Raw genomic sequence first — 18,327 nt, forward strand, 5'->3', positions numbered from 1 at the left:
AAAGGAAGATAGGTAATGTCCGTTACTAATTTTTTTAACTGACTGTTTGAAGAAAATCTTCGGTTTAAATGATTGCCAACTATTTTATATGGCTGTCCAACTTTTGTTCTTTTCTTCATTTTCGTACGGCAATTCCACCCATAACGACGCATGATATGTTGAACAGTATTCTTACTGACACTTCTTACTCGACACACTAGCGCAGTGATTTTTCTATAACCGTATCTGAATTTATGTGTAAAACAGAGTTCCTTAATTAATTGTTCTAAATCAGTTAATCCTTTCGGGGCTGTTTTTAACCAGCGATAATATGTGGAACGACCTATCTTAAATTGCTCGCACAGTTCTTTAACACTCATTTGATCTTTCAATGATTCTACAAGGGCTATAAATGAGTCTCTTTCCACATCCTTTCCAGTTCGTTGTACTTTTTTATCACTTCTAATTGTTGTTTTAATAACTTATTTTGATTTCTTAGGTAGTCGATTTCAGACAGTTCCTCTGGTCCTTTGCCAAAACTATACTGTTTCCCAACAGGTTGAAGAAACCGGTGGGTTTCTCCATTACGATGCCAACGCCACCACGTTTCAACTTGTGTTTTGTTTTTAATATTAAGTGTGACCATTATTTCCTTAGTTGCTTTTCCATCTAATTTCATGCGAATCACTTCTTGTTTTACCTCAAGCGGGTACGCTACTCTTGTTGTCATGCTAAAAAGCACCTCCTGTTAAATTCATTTTACTTGAATTCAACAAGAAGTGCTTTTTTATTATGTCCCACTATTCTGGGTCAGTTCCCTCTGCTAAAGTTTAGTGACGGCTTTTTTTGTTGTCTTCATCTTTGTTGCTTCTACCTAATTTGTAGATAACAACTAGAAGTTGTAGCAATGCTAACACTTCCAAGATGGACATCATGCAATTCCTTTCTGTAGAATCTGATTTTCTGGAATTTCTCCATAGGCATCAGTCCTTTCAGTTTGGATTTGCTACCGTATCATAAACTTCGCTTCTCAATTACCTTTTTCTAGTATATCATAGGTTTCCTTCTTTATTTAGTCCCTATATTGATTGATTTTCTAGCATTTCTTTTTTTTACATGATATAATATACACGAAAAGGGACGTACTAGTCATACGCCCCTAAGTAATTAATCAACTCCGATTTAAGATCGGTAGCATCATTTTTAGGTTTTTTAGACCGTCAAACTAGCCAAAGTTTACTGACGGTCTTTTTTGTTGTCTTCATCTTTGTTGCTTCTACCTAATTTGTAGATAACAACTAGAAGTTGTAGCAATGCTAACACTTCCAAGATGGACATCATGCAATTCCTTTCTGTAGAATCTGATTTTCTGGAATTTCTCCATAGGCATCAGTCCCTTCAGTTTGGATTTGCTACCGTATCATAAACTTCGCTTCTCAATTACCTTTTTCTAGTATATCATAGGTTTCCTTCTTTATTTAGTCCCTATATTGATTGATTTTCTAGCATTTCTTTTTTTTACATGATATAATATACACGAAAAGGGACGTACTAGTCATACGCCCCTAAGTAATTGATCCACTCCGATTTAAGATCGGTAACAGTTTTATTTCAGTTTTTTAGACCGTTAAACCTGTCAAAGTTTATTAACGGTCTTTTTTGTTGTCTTCATCTTTGTTGCTTCTACCTAATTTGTAGATAACAACTAGAAGTTGTAGCAATGCTAACACTTCCAAGATGGACATCATGCAATTCCTTTCTGTAGAATCTGATTTTCTGGAATTTCTCCATAGGCATCAGTCCTTTCAGTTTGGATTTGCTACCGTATCATAAACTTCTCTTCTCAATTACTTCCTTCAGTATAGCATAAATCGCTTCGTTTATTTAAGTCAAATTCTTATATTTTCGTCTTCTCTTTTCTCTATATAAAGAAGCTTCACTAATTCCAGTTTTTCGTGATACATTTTTTGTTGTATCTGTCTTCAATAACTCCATAGCCAAATCCATTTGATCTCTGTTAAATTTTCTTGGCCGGCCTTCCTTGAAATCTGGATTCAATTTTGCCAAGGCTTTTCCTTCTTGGGTTCGTTCCACAATCATATCCCGCTCAAACTCCGCAAAAGCTGAGAAAATTGTAAACGTCAATCTTCCAGTAGGACTGTCCTCAATTATCCCCATATTCAAGATATGTATTTTCACACCTCTATCGAATAACTCCCGAACAGTTTCTAAACCTTGGATAGTGGATCTTGCAAAACGATCTAGTTTTGTTACAACCAATGTATCACCTTCAGATAATTCCTTCAGGAGTTTCTGAAACTCTTGTCGGTCAACTTTCGTCCCAGTGAATTTTTCTTTGTATATTTTCTGGCAGCCATGTTTTTCTAAAGCAATAATTTGCGATTCTAAATCTTGCCCCCATGTACTGACTCGTGCATATCCAAAAATCAAAAAATCGCCTCTTTTTCACCACTATATATGATAGTAAGTTTTGATAGTTTTTCTATCCTTATTCTATCACTATACAAAAAAACTATCAATACCTGAAAGTTTTGATAGTTAAATGTCTTGAAATTTATCCATCTGATGGAGTTAGTAGTCATGTTGGAAATTACCCTAGTCATTTATCTAATACTTATGTAATTTCTTGTACAGGTAATTGTAGCGTTTCATAATGCAATAACTAAAAAATAGTTGTGTCCATAAGTATATTATGTTCACACTCTAAAAAAACAGAAATTCTTCTAAAATCAATGTGATTTTATGGAATTTCTGTTTTTTATATATAATCTTATTCATTTTTGAAATAGCGGGAGAAACAAACCCCATTTGGCAAGTTTTGATATTTCTTTAATTTGCTTTAAGTAAGATTTAATAAATTGAAGCAAGCAGAAAATATATTGTATCATCCCAACATATTTTACTGCTTGTCTAAATTAAAACTTTTGCTAGTTCCTGTCAAACACTCATCTCATTCTTTAATGCGTTTACGATATTCCATAAAACGTTGCTTGCAACTCTCATACTCAAGAAATAACGAATCTTGCTTTTCAATGCTTTCCTGGCTAATTCCTCGCTCTGTTATCAATTCACAATGCAAATGAGAATTATTAACCCAAAAGTAATTTGTTTGATCTTCGTATAAAAATAATAGTAAATCCTCTTCTGGTGATTGGCTAGGTAACTCTAAGGGTGAATAACCTGAATCTTGGCTGGAAAAATAGTAATTACTATCCGGTGTTTTTATAATTCTAATAGCATGAAAATCTAGCGACTCTATATTAAGAACGTCACTATATCTATGGAGGGCATTGAACTTCTGAGCTTGTAAAAAAGATTGAGTAAGTTTATTTATAGAAAACTGTTCAATTTCAAATTTATTCTTTACATAAGTAACTAATTGCTCAATATTTTTTATTTTCCCCTCTTTTACTTGATTTGAAAAATATGAAAAGTATTCATCATTATAATCACCAACAACATTATTAATCATAAAACTGCACCTCTTTCTATTTATTAAGCTGAATTACTTTTTCTAGCAATTCCCAATTTATCATGATATAATATACACGAAAAGGGACGTACTAGTAATACGCCCCTAAGTAATTGATCCACTCCGATTTAAGATCGGTAGCATAGTTAACTTAAAAAAAGACCGTTAAACTAGCCAAAGTTTAAGGACGGTCTTTTTTGTTGTCTTCATCTTTGTTGCTTCTACCTAATTTGTAGATAACAACTAGAAGTTGTAGCAATGCTAACACTTCCAAGATGGACATCATGCAATTCCTTTCTGTAGAATCTGATTTTCTGGAATTTCTCCATAGGCATCAGTCCTTTCAGTTTGGATTTGCTACCGTATCATAAACTTCGCTTCTCAATTACCCTTTTTAATGCTTTTCCTTAGTAAGATTTTTTCTTTTAATCCTTCACGGATGATTTCTATTCACTTTCATTTTTCCATAAAAATAGCAAATTGACATAACCCTTTTTTTCCTCTTCTCCTAACTCTGATTCTAAAAACCACTTATTGTCTTCCGTAAATAGTCCTAACTTCTGTATATTTTCAAAAGATAGATCTTTTACAATTGTTCCATCTGTTAATTCGACGCTCACTATGTTATTATCATCCGACAAATAAAATGGCGTAGTATTTTTTAAGTCTACAGAATTATCTTTGATGTCATAGTTAACTTTTTTAACCCCATAAAGGCAAAAATCATTTGCTGTGTACTCGTCAATAGCTTTTTGCCGACTATATGAACTTACTAATAAAAAGAAATATGTTAAAACAACAATTGTACCTATCATTATAAAAGCGATTCTTTTTTTCATCTTCTTATGCTCCATTTCTTTATTATTATTTTTTAAAACATTTTTTTCAGAATTGTGTAGCTTTTCTTCCATGCCAGATAATTCAAAAAATGAAACGGAATAAAAATCTGCCAAAAGCATTAAATTATATACATCTGGCACACTTCTGTCATTTTCCCACTTAGAAATTGTTTGCCTAGTTAGATACAGATACTTAGCTACATCTTCTTGACTACAACCTTTTTCATTTCTTAATCTTTTTAATCGTAATCCTAACAATTCCATAAAAAACACCTCTTAACTAATAATATAAACAAAATGGAAGAAAGTGGAAGAGTTTCCTTCGCAATAAACCGTTGCTAAATATAAAAAGGAGAGAATTTTTAGATCTCTCCTTTTTATCAACTCATTAATAAATCAAATTACCTGTAATAGCACCATAATATCTATGTGTCCATTGAGTGGTTCCTCCACTTGCTTTATACGAAGAATATAATGGAAGAGTACCTGAATATCGATAACTACCGACAGTTTGATTGTATGAAATACGAGCTGCTGCACTTGAGCTATAATTGTATCGATAAACATCAAAATATCTTGTATAAGTCCAAGATACTCTGCTAGTTCTTAGAGGCTCCATTATTACAACTGAAAAAGTCTCTTCACTACCGACAACATCATCAATAATTAACTCTAAATCATTTTCAAGTGTTATTATTGTTTTTTCTCCTACTACTTCTGTAGAAACTACATCAACTTCCTCTTTTGAAACTAATCCCCCTACTTCGTTGGACTAGGCTATTTCAGAAGCTTCAGCTTCCGTTGCACCTGCAACCATCAAACTAGATACCGCAATAAATCCTAACATAAGTTTTTTCATTTTCTATTTACCTCTTTTCTCTTAAGATGATTACATCATATCACTAAAAGAAAAGACTTCGTCTTTGCGCAACGGTTCATTGCTCTATTTCCAGAATTCCCATCGAAATTTCTTCTTGAACGAAGTTTTCGAAATCGACAACCTCATTTCCTTTTTTAAGTCTAAATACAATTGTTGTTGCTGTTCTAACAAAAAATGTAGCTTCTTGATTTGGTCATCTTTCATTTTTAATTGTTCTTTAAAAAATTCTATATTTTCATCAAATCGATAACTTTTATCTTCAATTACTTCTGGTAGTTTTTTTCCGTTTTTAATATTTTGTCTAATGAAATCAGCTACTTCACAGCTTAACTCCAAACGGTTTTTATTCATTGTAGTTGATAGACCTTCTGGCAATTTTAGCAACCATTTCCTAACAGCTTGCTTACTGACATTCAATTCTTCTGCTAATTCCCTAACAGTCACATTCCCTTCCATCTTACTTCCCCCATTGTTCATTTAAAGTAAATCGACAACCTATCTCATTTTATCATATTTTTTAACTTGAAATAATTGATTTAATATTATTTTTTTTGAGAAGCATTTTTAATTTTTTGAAGATATCTATCACATGAAAGACCACAGAAATTTTTTATGTTAATCCATTTATTTGATTGAACCATACAATTACCTCTGTATGGTGCTAGTATCAAATCTTAGACAACTTTTCGTAGAGACAAAAATAAATTAAACTTATCTACGAGAGGAAGGATTTTTATGACCCGATACGAAGAAAATTTTAAACAGATGATTGTTGAACTGAATCAAACTGGACGTTCTGTTCGAGGATTGGCGAAAGAATATGGCTTATCTGAAGCAACGATTTACAAATGGAAGAATCTGTATTTACCAAATCAGTCCACAGGACTGACTGGAAGAGAAGCGGCTGAACTGAAAAAAGAAAATGCTCGTTTGAAAGAAGAACTTGAAATATTAAAAAAAGCCGCAGCCATATTCTCTCGAAAGACTTAAATTCGCTTGTTCAATTTATTGAAAAATGGTGTAAGAATTACACTGTTTCTTTGTTGTGTCGATTATTAGAAATCCCTAGAAGTGTGTACTATTTCCATAAAAACAAACCGTTGACAGCTACAGAAATCAAAAATAATCGATTGAAAAAGAAGATTTCAATCACTTTTTTTGATCATAAACAACGTTATGGTGCAACAAAGATCCATCAGGTATTGCTAAAGGAAGGGATTTCAGTCTCTCTTAAGCATGTACAAAAACTGATGAAACAATTAAATCTAAAGTCAATTGTGGTTAGGAAATACAGACCTCAACGGTCTGTTCAACCGATTGATTCAAAGGAGAACCTTTTGAATCAGGATTTTTCGACTAAAACGATCTGTGAAAAATGGGTAGCTGATATCACCTACATTCCCACTAAGAAAAATGGGTGGTGTTACTTATCTTCGATTATGGATTTACACACAAAAAAGATTATTAGCTATGCATTTTCTACCCGAATGACCGTCGATTGTGTGTTACAAGCCTTGAATCAGGCAAAGCAAAGATATCACATTCCAGAAGGAATGATTCTACACACTGATTTGGGCAGTCAGTATACAGCGATTGAAGTAGAAAAATGGCTTGAAACCAACAAAATAAGACATTCCTATAGTCGAAAAGGAACGCCTTATGATAATGCAGGAATCGAATCTTTCCATGCCTCATTGAAAAAGGAAGAAGTATACACAACAAATTACTCAGATTTTGAAGAAGCAAATCGAGCTTTATTTAGCTACATTGAAGGATTTTATAATCGAAATCGAATTCACAGCTCAATTAACTATTTCACTCCGCAGGAGTTTGAAGAGCTAGCAAAAGAAAAACTGGTGTAATCGTCTCTACTAAATTGTGTCCAAGATCTTGACTCAAATCCAGTAAAAGAAATGAATAATGTAAAAAACAAACCAGTCTTATCTATATAAGACTGGTTTGTTAATTTTTATTTCAGTTTTTTAGAATGGAAGATCATCATCAGAAATATCTATTGGATTAGAAGCATTTTGAAACGGATCAGTTTCTGGACTGTGATATTTTTGTTCATTTACTTGTTGACTATTTGCCCCTACAGGTGCTTGCGCTGCTCCGTTATTTTCATTAGAAGCATTTTGTCTTTGTTGCGAAACCTCTTTTGACTCAAGCATTTGAAAATTATCAGCAATTACTTCCGTTACAAAGACTCTTTGTCCTTGTTGGTTTTCATAATTTCTTGTTTGAATCCGACCCGTAACACCTATCAAAGCACCTTTTCTACCAAAATTGGCCAACGTTTCAGCAGATTTTCGCCAAATCACACAATTTATAAAATCCGCTTCTCTATTTCCTTCTTGATTTGTATAACTTCGATTCACTGCCAAAGTAAAAGTCGCAACTGCAACGCCACTTTGCGTATATCGTAAGTCTGGATCTTTAGTAAGTCTTCCTACTAAAACTACATTATTAATCATAAACCTGCACCTCTTTCTATTTATTAAGCTGAATTACTTTTTCTAGCAATTCTTTTTTTGTCATGCTATAATACATATGAAAAGGGACGTACTGGTAATACGCCCCACAAGTAATCAATCCACTCCGATTTAAGATCGGTAGCATAAGTAAAACGTAAAAAAGACCGTCAAACTCAGCTAAAGTTTAAGGACGGTCTTTTTTGTTGTCTTCATCTTTGTTGCTTCTACCTAATTTGTAGATAACAACTAGAAGTTGTAGCAGCGCTAACACTTCCAAGATGGACATCATGCAATTCCTTTCTCTGAAATCTGGCTTTAGGAAAATTTTCCCATAAGCATCAATCCCTTCGATTTGGATTTGCTACCGTATCATAAACTTCGCTTCTCAATTACCTTTTTCTAGTATATCATATGTTTCTTCAGTTAATTAAAACATTTTTCAAGAGCCTCTTTTATATTTTTTGCTTCCATGAGTTTGCGTTCAATTCCAAAATATCCCAATGTAAATTTGTCTAAATTAGTTTTATATATTATCACAAACCTTTTATTATCGACAATGTTATGCACTGAATAGTGAATTTCTTGCTTCAGATAAGCAATCTCTTCTAATTCCCAATCTGCTGTAACAAATCCCCCTTTATCTTTAATAAAACTAATTAATCGATCATAGAATCTCTTTTCACTATTTGAAAAATATTTCCCTTCATCAACTTCTTTTCTTACTTTTTTTACAACATCGACTAGTGTTGTATTTTTTATAAACACGCTATTTTCGGTTGTTTGAGAACATGTAAATGTATGTTCATCAGAATAAATTCCATTTAATGCTATAGAATCTTGAATACTCTTAGCTACAAAATTATTGTGACCATTCTCATCCAATTTATGACTGACATAAGTTGGCACTAGTACACCAGAAACTGTCTCTTCTACAACAAAATAATCAATGCCATAATAATCTGTGATCCTCTCGCAACAAAACACCCCATTAATCGGAATCTCACAAATACGAAAATCTTTAGCCTTAAAACCTTCTTTTTCTAACATTGCGCAAATTCTTTCCCAATAAGTCCTACTCATCATTTTTCTCCTTTTGCATCTTTATTAATAATACAGAATGCTAAAATTTTGAAACCAAACGGAATTTTCAACATCTTCATTCCAACTTCCTGAAACTTCATAATAAATAACTCTGCTTTTTCTTTCATATTTTCCACCTTTGTTAGATAAAATAAACAAGCCTACAAAATGCAGACTTGTCTACTCTAAAATTTTTTTGACCTTTGTGAAGCCTCCTAAAATAGGCTTAATTGTGTTTGATTATACTTGATTCGATCTAATGATTGATCATAATATTTTTTATTCATTTCAAAGCCAATAAATTGTCTATCAGTATTAAGACAAGCAATCGCAGTCGTCCCACTACCCATACAATTATCCAGTACTACCTCACCTTCTCGAGTATATGTCTTAACTAAATACTCCAGTAAATCTACAGGTTTTTGAGTAGGATGGAAATTCCATTTGGCTTCCCTGTCAAATCGTAAAACATTACTAGGAAATCCAGTAAACTCTTGAAAGTATTCTTTATTAGAAAGCGAAGCAGAATCTACAATACTCTCTTCATATTCATGCCTTACTTTTCCTTTCAACTGTCTAACTGGCTCCAATCCTTGAGGATAATAATTGGCAGTACCCTTAGAAAAAACAGATATTGTTTCAACTTTTCTCATCGGCTGGCTTTTCGCAAATGTAAAACCAGTCACATTATTTTTGACCCAATACCAATCATAACGATATTCTTTGAAATTACTCATTCTTAATTTTGTTGAAAATGGCTCTGCACCAAATAATACAATTGCGCCATTAGGTTTTATAACTCTTCGATACTGAGTCCAAAGTTCATCAAATGGAATAATCTCATCCCAGGAACAAGCAGTTGTACCGTACGGCAAATCACAAATAATTGAATCTACAAAATTATCAGGAATTCGCAACATTCCTTCCAAACAGTTCTCATTATAAATTTTATTTAATTGAATCATACAAATTTCTCCTGTACGATTCGGGCCCAAACCAATTTTTTATTATTTCAAGTCTTGATAAGGGAATTATAATAGAGTTACCGTTTGGAAAAGAACGCTGTTATGTTCTTTCTTGGTTTATGAAAAAGTCATTTACAGCCTTTTAGCTATATCATAGATAACTGGTATAGTCACTGAATTTCCTGCCTGCATATATAACTGACTATCAGACATTTTCTGCTCAAAGTCGCAATGATAATGATCCCATCCTTTTTCAATAATTTCAAAGGCTATTTTTTTTGAACCAAACTTTGCGGCCATGAATGCCCAATCAGGAAAACCTTGTAATCTCCAACATTCCATTGGTGTTAATTTCCTAATTTCAAAATCTTCTGTCACAATTCCTTGGTGACTACTTGCAAGTAGCGTATGAGCAAATCCTTTACCTACACGCCCTCTTCGGTAATCTGAACCAGGATAAGAGAGATTAATACAATCTCCAGGATAAGCTTCAGTATATCCCTTTTTTGTGGCTTCCTGAATCAAAATTTTAGGTTCTTGACCACCACCACTCATTGTTGTTAATGTTGGAGAAATTCCTTCTGGATCTATAACACTTTGAGTTGACCGATATTTTCCATCAAGCTTCCCTGCTACAATAATCCCATGTCGATCTTGAGCAGTAAGAGTAAACATTTCTTCTTGATTCCCCTTGAGTCTTCTACCATTTTGTCGAACATTCACTCTGTCCGGAGAAAGAACAGGAATAGCAATCTTATTTCCTTCTCCATGGTTAGTAGTCAATGTTGGACTAATTCCATCCGAATGATAGACCACGCCTCCCATTCCCCTATTGCTTGGATTAGAATTGCCAACTACAATTTGCTTAGCTGACTTGTGATCCGTGGCTGTTACTGCGCCAACAATACCATCAGTAAAATAAGTTCGCTCTCTAGTTGAAGAAGAAAGATCATTCTTAACATGTGTTGTTCCGGCTAATTTTATTTTTCCTGATTCTTCATCAGTTGCATTTTCTTCTCGTATGAAAGGAAAAATTTGCTTGGTACATTCTGTTCGAGAACGTCCGATAATGAATATCCGCTCCCTATTTTGCGGGAGGTAATCCTTGCTGTTATGCACTTGCCATTCCACACCATACCCCAAGTCATCCAAGGTTCTGATAATTGTCTCGAACGTATTTCCGTGGTCGTGACTGAGCAATCCTCGGACGTTTTCCAAGAATAGATATTTAGGTTTGAGAATAGATGCGAACCTTGCAATTTCAAAAAAGAGAGTCCCTCTAGTATCCTCGAAACCTCTTCTTCTTCCTGCAATTGAAAAAGCCTGGCACGGAAATCCGCCGCAAATAACATCGGTACTTCCGATACTTCGAATAAACTCGTCTGATATTGTTGTAATGTCATGCATTTCCACCTCGTTTTTAGTGTCATGTATTGAACAGTAACTTCTTCTGGCATTCTCGTTAATTTCACAAAATCCTTTGCAAACATGACCGGCTGCTTCCATACCAAAACGAAAGCCTCCTATTCCTGAAAATAGGTCTAAAAAAGTTAATGATTCCTGACTCATAGTTAATCTTTCCCACAACGTTGTGTTTCATATATTCAAGCTTGTATTGAAAGTTTAACTATTAACTAGGTTAAGGCGCGCTGAAGAAATCACCGCAAAACGTTTATTTTAAAATTAATAAATCTAATGCTGTAGAAAATTGAATCATTGATATTTTTGATTCATCTGTCACTATATTTTTTTTGAAGAAAACTCTCTCTCCGATCGATTCAACTTGCAATCCATGTAGATATCTATATATGAATACTTTCCTTCGTCTTTCGGTAACGTGCGGCTTATAAGGATGCATAATTGCTGAAAATCCATATAAGAAGTATTTTTGGTAGAATTCAAAGTCATTAATCCAAGTCTCAGGACACTTATTGATATCAACAGGAAATTCTTCTCTGATTTCTCCGTATTGGTTAATTTTAGGACACGCTGGATAACCAATTCTCTCTCTGCTGATTTTCAATTCACAAATGAAAAGTCCTGTATTTTTAACCGTTTCAGACCAGTTGACTTCATCAAAACTAGGTAACTGATAATCTTTTGGATTGAATAAACTCAAATTATCGCTCCCAATCGTCTTTTATTCATTGTTTATTTATTAAGGAAAGAAATGCCTCTTCACCTAGAATAGTAATCTTATGCCCTTTTTTAATTAAATCAGCTGCATCATTTTCTTTCTTAGTCACTCGCTCTAAATCAAAGCAATCCATTTGCTTAAAACCAGCGACTAGGAAATTAGTTTTTGGCGTAACAGCTGTTTGTACTTTGCCACCCTTCTTTTGAACTATTTGCATAGCTTCTTCTCTAGTCATAAAACTCAGACTATTAGTAAACACAAAATATTGATCTGTTATCTCCACTAGCTTTGCTTCCTTTCATTCGCAAAAGAACCTCTCAAATATACTTGAGAGGCTAAAACATCAATTAACTTTTTTGCTTGATCCGTCACTATAATTAATTTCGTAATTATCTTGTACATTATAGATTATGACATTAAAGGAAATAGCGGAATCTTCAATACTTTGGGCTTCAATTTGAACACTTCTAGCTACTAGCTCATTTTCTAGGAAATGTGGTGTTACTCTGTATCTGACATGATTATCTGTTTCTTTTAAATATTCAGCTACTTTTTCCTCATAGATTGTCATATATTCTTGATTAAACTGTTCAGTACCAGTTAAAAGGTTTTGCCAATTATCATTCTCACCAGTAAATCTAAAAGCAATTAGATGGCTTCGGTTATATAACATTTCTCCTGATTCCATTTTCTTCTGCTTCCAACCAGTAGGATGAATATGCTTGATACTTTCTCTAGCTGCTGTAGGCATGAAATCTTTATGCAGCATAGCGTTCGCAACACCAACACGGTTTAATTGATCCAACTCTGAAAATTCTTGCCAATAGCCATTCTCCAGGGATAAATCTTCAGAAGAAAAGTTTGGCTTATTGTTATCAAATTCAACAACTACCTCACTTGCTTCTTGTGTTGAATTATTTAAAGCACTCCAGATACTAGCATTGATTTTTTCACCTGATTCAGTGATTGAACTACTTAACCACTGTTTACCAACAAGCTGTGGTAATACAGTGATTGCGATAATAAAGATTACTATTATTTGAGGTATCTTTTTTACTTTTTTCATAATGTCCTCCTTATCACAAAAAAGAGATAGTCCTTATTGGACTACCTCACCATAGATCATGTTGATTTTGATTTTCGATTTTCCTAGTAATTGAACCTCTTTGCTCTCTAAATTGATTTTCTTGGCTCTTACCAATCTCTCTTTGTTCTGAAATTGAAAGCGAACCAAACGCTCTCTCTACATTGGATGAAAAAAGTTTGACTGAATTCATTACTTCGGAAAACTCAATATCCCGCGCAAAAGCTTTGCTTTCCCGATATTTATTCCAGTTGTCTTTTTGGAAATCTGAATTCTTAAGACTTTCCAAAATTGAATCATATTGATTAATAGGAATTACAATATTCCTCTGAATCTTTGTTTTTTCAATTGTTTTTACGATTTGCTGATAATCCACATCTTTATTCATCTTTGTCAAAAAGTGAATATCATACAAATCTTTTGATCGACTATTTTTATCATCTTCTGCTCCATAAGCAAGTGTTGTGTAAAGCTTGTCTGATAAAACTTGTTCAACAGGATAAGCTGGCATTTGAATTTCACCATCTGAAAAAAGCAAAGGAATCTTCACGTTTTCCTTAATAGGCAATGTATCTTCACCTGTTGTTAAATCAATATCAAACGGTACTCTAACTTTTCCGTTAATATAATCCAATTTGATATTAAATCCATCATAATCAAATCTTTCTCTGATTGTTTTAATTCTTTTTACTTCAAAAGCAGGTTCACCTTCTTCGATAAATTTAGCAAAATCTCTAACTTGGTTTTCATCTAGCGGAACCCTTCTGATTGTAGAATCAAAATCCTTAGTTGTTCGGTTATCCAAACCATAAATTGAAGTCAATAGATAGCCGCCCTTTAAAACAAAGTTATCTTTATACTCTGATTGGCTAATTTTAGTAACTAACTGTTCCAAAGCATACATACTATACATATTATTTACTGAGATATCGTATTCTTTAGACCGTTGATTCACAACATTTTTCATCTTTTGCTCACTTAGCAAATACTTCCCCCTCTTTTCTCTTGAAATTTTCAACAATTTTTAGTTGCTCTTGTCGGTTTAACAATTCTGCATATTTATATAAATTGTCTAAATTTTTTCTCTCTTCCCACGCATATTCTTCTAACATTTCTTCAACGACATAAGGGTGGGCATGACTGCTAACAAGCATATCTAAAATAGTCCGCTCTTTATCATAAGCTAGAACTTTATTACCATGCCATGATTCAGTCTCAATTAAACCAATTGAATAATATTTTTCATCAATATAAGTTGGTCTAATTAAACTTTTCTTAAATTGCTTTGAATGATACCCTCTAGGGAAAGTCATGTAATAGTAGAAAGGGTTATCGGTTGTGTAACCGTATAAATTTAAGGCTGATTCATGTGAAAAAACACCTCTATTGTATTGAGATTGAATTGCTAAGTAGTCATCTTCAAGTGATTCTGGTAGCAAATAAACACCACGCTTGGGTCTTTCAATATCGCCTCTTTCATAGGCTTTTCTCAATGTTCCCTCACCAATACCATGTTTAATTGCAAACTTAACTGGTAATGTACCATTATATTTATCAAATACTTCTCTAACACTTGTTGTAAGCATAATAATCACCTCATCACCATTATAACATACTATGCAGTATAAAACAGTAATCAGCCTGGATTATTTATTATCAAAAGAAGTCCGCTTGCGGTTCCAAGCTATTTAACCTCTTTTGATTATTTTGTAATAATCCAATTTTTTTTTCAAAGATATGCTTGGCTTGGTCATTCCAATCCCACTTATTTAAGTCTGCTTTTTCTTTTGGTTTTTCTGGGGATTCTAAATTTATTTTTTCTAATCGAGAGCCACCAAGTTTTTCATAAAAATCTAGTAAAGAATCTTTCTTTGCAAAGTTTTGTCCACCTTTATCATTATCTACACAAAAGCTGACTGAATCTGGAATTTTTCCTAATTGATTCACTGTTTTTTGCAATTGATGAGTGAAAGTGACATCTTTTAAACCATCCATTGAAATAAATTTCGTATCCTTTATACCAGGATTAATCGTGGCATAGCTTAAAGCATCAATAGGGCTTTCAAAGAACTTCAAGTTTTTTGGTTCTCCAATGGTGAAATTAAATCCAGTTTCTGCTTGAGCATTTTCCTGGATATGTTTCCAACTACCTCTGGCGAAAGAACTGGAATGAACAGTGCCTTGTTCACTAGCTCCAACGATCTTCCCATCTTCAATCCATTTAAAAAGAACGTTACCTCTCTTATCCTGTGAAATATGGCCGCTATTGTGTAAAGCATCCACCAATTGATAATTTATTTTTCTATCATTTACTAGATAATTCCTAGCTCTATTGAAGTTTGAATTCTCATTAGAAGAATCGTATACATACGGTAGTCTTGGCTTCTCAACATATTCATGTTTTTCATAATTATCATTATTTAGCGTTCTAACCGCTTCGGTAAAAGATTCTATCCCTATTACTTTACGAGCAAATACAATAGCATTTCCATGAATTCCTTCGCTATTATAGTGAACAACATTTTTTTCAACGTCAATAAGTAAGCTGCTATGCTCCGTTGATCGATAAGTTTTCCTACTGTCTCTTTCAAAACTCATTCCATTTGCTCTTGCAAAATCTAGAATATCAACTTGACTTGCTTTATCAATTTCTTCTTGAGATACATATTTCTTCTGTGGACTTTGACTAAATTCTTGAGTCTTAACAGTTTTTTTAGCAGCAGCGCTTATTTCTGATTTCCCTTTATCTTGCAACAACTTAACTTGATCTTGAGTTAATGCCTTTTCTGATAATAAATCATAATACTTTTGATTAGATACAACGCCATCTCCGATATCAACTCTTACACGATTAACTACGTTATTATCAAGAATTTCCTCAAAAAAGAACTTATTATAACCTGCACCTTGACTTGACATAGAATCATCAAACTTTTTCATCTCATCAATTAACTCCGGCGTAACAATCTGATTAGTGTAATCTGGTATGTTCATCACACCAGAAGATTCATTGATGCTAACTCTAAAAAAGTTATTTAAGTTGGAATTTTCTTTCCTATCAGCTTTTTCCAAATCATTTTTAAAGGAAAGTAACTCTTCAATTCTTTTTTGTTCCTCTGGCGTTTTCGGTGGATACGAACCAGAAATTTTAAATTCTCCATTTTCATCTAATTCCAGGGCAACTTTTTTCATTCCATTAACAAAATATATGTTAGGTTTTTTCTGCCATTGCGTGATCTGATTACTATCAATTAATTTTTTAGAAAACTCCGTCATACTCCCTTCAGATATAGCAAGCTTTTCTTTCAACTCTTCTAAAGCTTTTAATTCGCGCTCATACTTTTTAATAGTATCTTTAGAATAGCTTGATTCACCATTTCTAGCCCGCTCAATCTCTTCTTTAATACGTGGGATATTATCTACACTAAGGATTAACCCGCCTTGCTTATTCAATCCTAAAGCTTTTCGCTCTGCTTGATTTTCAAGCATATCAACTCTTGCTCTTTGATCTTCAACTTCTTGAGATAAACGCCTTTCTGCTTCATGCAAACGCTCATGCTTATTGAACCATGAATTCCCATTTCTTTTATCATTCATTGGCTGGCCATTAGTTAATTTTTGATGCTCCAAGATTTCTTCAACTTTTGCATCATACTCACGTTCAAGGCGCTCTAGCTTTCGTTGAGCCTGCATTAACCGGCTATTATCAGTAGCAGCATTTACTTCAATGGCTTTAGCTTTTCCTTCAGAATCTAACGGTATTAAATCATATTCAAGAATTTCAGAATCTTCAAGCACGCGATTATAGGCAAGTTTTCCATATGGATTCCCTTCACTATTAACATGACTACGATCCCATTCAATGAAATCTTCTGGCGGCACACCCATTGATCTTGCTGGCTTTCTTAATTCATACCAGTATAAATTATCTACTTGATTAATAGCTGTATCTGCTGTTTTCCCGCTGCCTAAATAAGTCAAATCATAATGTTCTATTTCTTGTTTATCAAGCAGCTTAGAATAACCAACCGCGCCATATTTCATTCCTTTAGAATTAGTATAAGCAGAATCGACTTTTGGCTCATTATCTTGCGAATTTGGATGTGTACCGATACTGACCGGCCGCATATCTAAAGCGTACCAATGAAAATCGTCAACTTGCGTTTCCGGCTCATTCACTTCAATTCTTTCCGCTACTATATCGCTAGTCTGATCATTTTCAACAGTTTTCTCAAGCTCCATCATGTTACTATGAATTTCAGAAATAAAACTTCTTGATACTTCATGTACTTGTCCTAGCAATCTAGCTTTGTCTTCTATTCCTTCACCATTTTTAGTCCAAGAAGAAATATATCTAATTGCCTTTTCTGATGTATCAATGCCAAAATGTTTTGTAACCACGAATGAAGTCATTTCAGCTTGAAACTCTTTAGCTGCATCATCTAAATTATCATTAGCAGCTAATCCACTAGAACCATGTAGCTTCGCATGAGCTAATTCATGAATAGTAGTAGAAATATTTTCTGATAAATCATTATAAGGATTTAAGTAAATTACTTTCCTCAATTCTGATTGTTCAATTATCTCCATATATGTTCCTTTAGCATTTCCAATTAAGCGATCTTGCTCACTATCAAATCGAATGGAAATTCCTGATTTTTCACCAATATCTATCAATGAATCTAACACAATTTGAGAATCTTCGGTTAGGTCAAAAGAGTAGTGTCGATTAGGGAATATTTTTGGTAGGTCTTCCCTAGTAGCATTAGTTTGTGAGATATCGAATACATTACCTAATTTGTATCTTCTGATTTTATTTGTTTCGATCTCACCTGCCTTAATTCTTTTTTTCTCTTCTTCAGATGCTTCAGATATTTTTTTAATTTCTCCATCTGAAATAAAAGTAGTAATTTCTACAGGTACCAGGATCTTAATTCCTTTAGATCCTTTTTTTACAGGAAATCCAGCATCTTTAAGTGCATCAAAACTCCCAACTGCATATGCACCTGGGAATTGAGATAAAACCATACTCATATTATTTGCACTATAGTAGTAGAAATTACTCATAAAATCTGCTAGCTCAAGAATATCATTTTCACTATCGGTATAGCTTTGAATTTTTTCAAACGCTTGGCTAGTATACTCCCTAATTTGTGCCTCAATTTCTTTACCTGATTTGCGAACATAATTTTTCTTATAAGCCATCAGATAACAAGCCTCCCTTCAGAAACCTGTATAATTAGAATTTCATCTGAGGCAACACTAGTAGCAAGAAAGTTCAACTTATCAAGATCGCTTTCGTCAACAACCATCTCACGTAAATCATCAGATGAAACATTTTTTAGAGTTACTTTTCTTTCTTCAAAATTGACTTCGTTAACAATATACAAATCCAT

The 18,327-nt window shown here is 33.5% G+C and carries 19 protein-coding genes; 1 reads left to right on the forward strand and 18 read right to left on the reverse strand.

The genetic code is table 11. The annotated features are described in order from the left end of the window. The 6 genes from M2139_RS07265 to M2139_RS07290 all read right to left on the reverse strand — a co-directional run. The coding region (locus M2139_RS07265; RefSeq protein WP_280738229.1) for an IS3 family transposase at positions 1-359 on the reverse strand (359 nt) is incomplete at its 3' end. Between the two features lie 26 nt (positions 360-385). After that, a complete protein-coding gene (locus M2139_RS07270) occupies positions 386-709 on the reverse strand; it encodes a DUF5320 domain-containing protein (RefSeq protein ID WP_280738228.1) in 324 nt (107 codons plus the stop codon). A gap of 1,154 nt (positions 710-1,863) precedes the next feature. Next, the gene (locus M2139_RS07275) at positions 1,864-2,430 is read right to left on the reverse strand and encodes a recombinase family protein (protein ID WP_280738227.1); all 567 of its coding nucleotides are present in this window, start codon (positions 2,428-2,430) and stop codon (positions 1,864-1,866) included. Positions 2,431-2,950: 520 nt separating this feature from the next. Beyond that, positions 2,951-3,472, reverse strand: a complete 522-nt coding sequence (locus tag M2139_RS07280; protein WP_280738226.1) for a hypothetical protein — start codon at positions 3,470-3,472, stop codon at positions 2,951-2,953. Between the two features lie 446 nt (positions 3,473-3,918). Then, positions 3,919-4,575, reverse strand: a complete 657-nt coding sequence (locus tag M2139_RS07285) for a helix-turn-helix transcriptional regulator (RefSeq protein ID WP_280738225.1) — start codon at positions 4,573-4,575, stop codon at positions 3,919-3,921. A gap of 679 nt (positions 4,576-5,254) precedes the next feature. Next, a complete protein-coding gene (locus M2139_RS07290; RefSeq protein WP_280738224.1) occupies positions 5,255-5,647 on the reverse strand; it encodes an HTH domain-containing protein in 393 nt (130 codons plus the stop codon). 279 nt (positions 5,648-5,926) lie between these two features. Between M2139_RS07290 and M2139_RS07295 the strand changes: the two genes are divergently transcribed. Next, positions 5,927-7,053, forward strand: a protein-coding gene (locus tag M2139_RS07295; protein WP_280738223.1) for an IS3 family transposase whose coding sequence is annotated in 2 segments (ribosomal slippage) — positions 5,927-6,155 and positions 6,155-7,053 — 1,128 coding nt in all. Because the reading frame shifts where the segments join, the coding sequence is not laid out codon by codon here. Positions 7,054-7,173: 120 nt separating this feature from the next. On the opposite strand, the gene ssb is transcribed toward M2139_RS07295, so the two are convergent. The 12 genes from ssb to M2139_RS07355 all read right to left on the reverse strand — a co-directional run bounded on the left by ssb (position 7,174) and on the right by M2139_RS07355 (position 18,327). Then, positions 7,174-7,665, reverse strand: coding sequence for a single-stranded DNA-binding protein (gene ssb / locus M2139_RS07300; RefSeq protein ID WP_280738222.1), 492 nt, complete (start codon positions 7,663-7,665; stop codon positions 7,174-7,176). Between the two features lie 423 nt (positions 7,666-8,088). After that, positions 8,089-8,745, reverse strand: coding sequence for a hypothetical protein (locus tag M2139_RS07305; RefSeq protein WP_280738221.1), 657 nt, complete (start codon positions 8,743-8,745; stop codon positions 8,089-8,091). Continuing rightward, complete coding sequence (locus M2139_RS07310; protein ID WP_280738220.1) at positions 8,745-8,873, reverse strand: hypothetical protein; 129 nt, start codon at positions 8,871-8,873, stop codon at positions 8,745-8,747. The genes M2139_RS07305 and M2139_RS07310 overlap by 1 nt, the downstream gene beginning before the upstream one ends. 87 nt (positions 8,874-8,960) lie before the next feature. Next, positions 8,961-9,710, reverse strand: a complete 750-nt coding sequence (locus tag M2139_RS07315; protein ID WP_280738219.1) for a site-specific DNA-methyltransferase — start codon at positions 9,708-9,710, stop codon at positions 8,961-8,963. A 132-nt stretch (positions 9,711-9,842) separates the two neighbouring features. Next, the gene (gene dcm / locus M2139_RS07320) at positions 9,843-11,279 is read right to left on the reverse strand and encodes a DNA (cytosine-5-)-methyltransferase (protein ID WP_280738218.1); all 1,437 of its coding nucleotides are present in this window, start codon (positions 11,277-11,279) and stop codon (positions 9,843-9,845) included. 103 nt (positions 11,280-11,382) lie between these two features. Then, on the reverse strand, positions 11,383-11,829 hold the full coding sequence (locus M2139_RS07325; protein WP_280738217.1) for a transcriptional regulator, ArpU family protein: 447 nt from the start codon (positions 11,827-11,829) through the stop codon (positions 11,383-11,385). A 25-nt stretch (positions 11,830-11,854) separates the two neighbouring features. Beyond that, complete coding sequence (locus M2139_RS07330; protein ID WP_280738216.1) at positions 11,855-12,130, reverse strand: BRCT domain-containing protein; 276 nt, start codon at positions 12,128-12,130, stop codon at positions 11,855-11,857. A 60-nt stretch (positions 12,131-12,190) separates the two neighbouring features. Continuing rightward, positions 12,191-12,913 carry a DNA/RNA non-specific endonuclease gene (locus tag M2139_RS07335; RefSeq protein WP_280738215.1) on the reverse strand — a complete coding sequence of 241 codons (723 nt, stop codon included), beginning with the start codon at positions 12,911-12,913 and terminating at the stop codon, positions 12,191-12,193. A 46-nt stretch (positions 12,914-12,959) separates the two neighbouring features. After that, the gene (locus tag M2139_RS07340) at positions 12,960-13,916 is read right to left on the reverse strand and encodes a nucleotidyl transferase AbiEii/AbiGii toxin family protein (RefSeq protein ID WP_280738214.1); all 957 of its coding nucleotides are present in this window, start codon (positions 13,914-13,916) and stop codon (positions 12,960-12,962) included. Further along, positions 13,906-14,517, reverse strand: a complete 612-nt coding sequence (locus M2139_RS07345) for a type IV toxin-antitoxin system AbiEi family antitoxin domain-containing protein (protein ID WP_280738213.1) — start codon at positions 14,515-14,517, stop codon at positions 13,906-13,908. Before M2139_RS07345 ends, M2139_RS07340 begins: the two co-directional genes overlap by 11 nt. A gap of 70 nt (positions 14,518-14,587) precedes the next feature. Next, entirely contained in the window at positions 14,588-18,136 is a 3,549-nt protein-coding gene (locus M2139_RS07350; protein ID WP_280738212.1) for a DUF3991 domain-containing protein, read from the reverse strand. After that, positions 18,136-18,327 (reverse strand): hypothetical protein, encoded by a 192-nt coding sequence (locus tag M2139_RS07355; RefSeq protein ID WP_280738211.1) that lies wholly within the window; start codon positions 18,325-18,327, stop codon positions 18,136-18,138. Before M2139_RS07355 ends, M2139_RS07350 begins: the two co-directional genes overlap by 1 nt.

This window comes from Enterococcus sp. PF1-24, from assembly GCF_029893325.1.
In the GTDB taxonomy this organism is placed as follows: Bacteria; Bacillota; Bacilli; order Lactobacillales; family Enterococcaceae; genus HY326.